This is a genomic window from Methanoculleus sp. 10 (assembly GCF_913757945.1).
In the GTDB taxonomy this organism is placed as follows: Archaea; Halobacteriota; Methanomicrobia; order Methanomicrobiales; family Methanoculleaceae; genus Methanoculleus.
Window position 1 is genome coordinate 1 of the sequence record NZ_CAJYDP010000023.1, and the last position, 1,577, is coordinate 1,577.

The 1,577-nt window shown below is 55.7% G+C and carries 3 protein-coding genes; all 3 read left to right on the forward strand.

Features of this window, described 5'->3' with window-relative positions; translation table 11 throughout:
* Positions 1 to 190: 190 nt before the first annotated feature.
* The 3 genes from QZ408_RS14750 (at position 191) to QZ408_RS14760 (ending at position 1,328) form a co-directional block, all read left to right on the forward strand.
* Complete coding sequence (locus QZ408_RS14750; protein ID WP_292492005.1) at positions 191 to 394, forward strand: type II toxin-antitoxin system HicB family antitoxin; 204 nt, start codon at positions 191 to 193, stop codon at positions 392 to 394.
* 62 nt (positions 395 to 456) lie between these two features.
* A complete protein-coding gene (locus QZ408_RS14755; protein WP_292492821.1) occupies positions 457 to 618 on the forward strand; it encodes a type II toxin-antitoxin system HicA family toxin in 162 nt (53 codons plus the stop codon).
* 41 nt (positions 619 to 659) lie between these two features.
* Positions 660 to 1,328, forward strand: coding sequence for a methyltransferase domain-containing protein (locus tag QZ408_RS14760; protein WP_292492824.1), 669 nt, complete (start codon positions 660 to 662; stop codon positions 1,326 to 1,328).
* The last annotated feature ends 249 nt before the right edge of the window (positions 1,329 to 1,577 follow it).

Consider the following 1,577-nt stretch of genomic DNA (forward strand, 5'->3'; position numbering starts at 1 on the left):
CCGGGATGAGATCTCAGATGACCAGTTGTTTCGTAGGGCACTACCGGCAACCTCCTCCTTTCCTCACTGCCCGGGGTAATTTCGTTAGCTCCCTCCTAAAATCGGCGTGCATCTTCCCTCCATCTATCTACCAAAACCCGTTGCACCGCGAGCAAGTAAGTATAAATTCACCCGGTTGATAGCTTATGGTATGAGATTGCGTGTAGTGCTTGTGCCCAGTGAGGAAGGAGGGTACACTGTCTATGTACCGAGCCTCCCCGGCTGTATTAGTGAAGGCGACACGAGGGAAGAGGCACTAAAAAACATCAGAGAAGCGATTGATCTATATCTTGAAACCGTGGAAGATGATCTTGTTTTCAGCGAAAAAGCCGAGCAGGTTGAGATCGCTGTATGAATAAGGTGCCTGCCCTGAATTATGATAGAATCATTGCAGCACTTCAAAGGGGTGGGTGAGTTGTGGTCCGCCAGCGGGGCAGCCATATCCGTCTGCAAAAACGCCTGTCGGATAAAACGTTGAAACTGACGGTACCCATGCACAAACCGGTTAAGCGTTCAACCCTGTCACACATCCTCAAGCAGGCCGGTATGACCGTCGAAGAACTGAACGAATTACTGTAAGCTATTCGATGGGTCAACTTCTCCCTTCTCTCATCGGGGACATGAGACTGTGCGCGGCGTCATGCTCGTTACGGGCTTGCGATTCAACCTCTCCCCCGGTGTCGGAGGAACAGACCCCAATACGCCGGTTGACGGCGATCCGGGCAGTAATATTTCTGCGAAATCTCCGGTTCATCATGGGCGATATGCTCGACCTCCCGTTCGACGGGAGGTCCGACATGGTCTCCTCGAATACCGGCCTGCACTGGGTCTCCGACCACGGCAGGGCCTTTTCCGGCATCGCCCGCGCCCTCCGGCCGGGGGGAAGGGCCCTCCTTCAGATGGGCGGAAGAGGGAACGCCGCGCCGATCCTCGAGCTCGCGGATGAGATGCTGGCTGAAGAGCCCTGGACCACGTTTTCCAGCATCCGGCCATCCCGTTATGCCTTCTACGGCCCCGACGAAGAGCATGAACTGCTGGAAGCGGCAGGGCTCACGCCCGTGCGGGTTGAGCTGATCGGGAAGGATATGGCCTTCGATAACCCTGACGGCCTCGCGGGGTGGATCCGGACAACCTGGCACCTGTACCTGGACCGTCTTCCCGAAGAGGTCCGGCCGGCGTTCATCGCCGGGCTGACGGCCCGGTACGTGGAGAGGTCCCCCTCGCAGGATGGCCGCATCCACGTTCTCATGGTCCGCCTTGAGGTGGAAGCAGTCAAAAAGGTGGAGTGACAACGCCTCTACGGAAGTGAAGGCTTTTATGCCGGCATTCTCGTAAAAAACCGGCGGAAGTTGCCTCTTTTAAACCGGATGCCGGTCTTCGTAGCGGTAAATGGATGGACTTCGCATACCCTGACAATTACCCCCCGTTTCTCCGGGGTAATTCACATTGGGGACTACCGGGAAGTGATGATACAATACGTTCTCTCTGACTCTATCTGGGTGTCTTATATCCTTAACTGGGTAACTAAGCCTGATCCC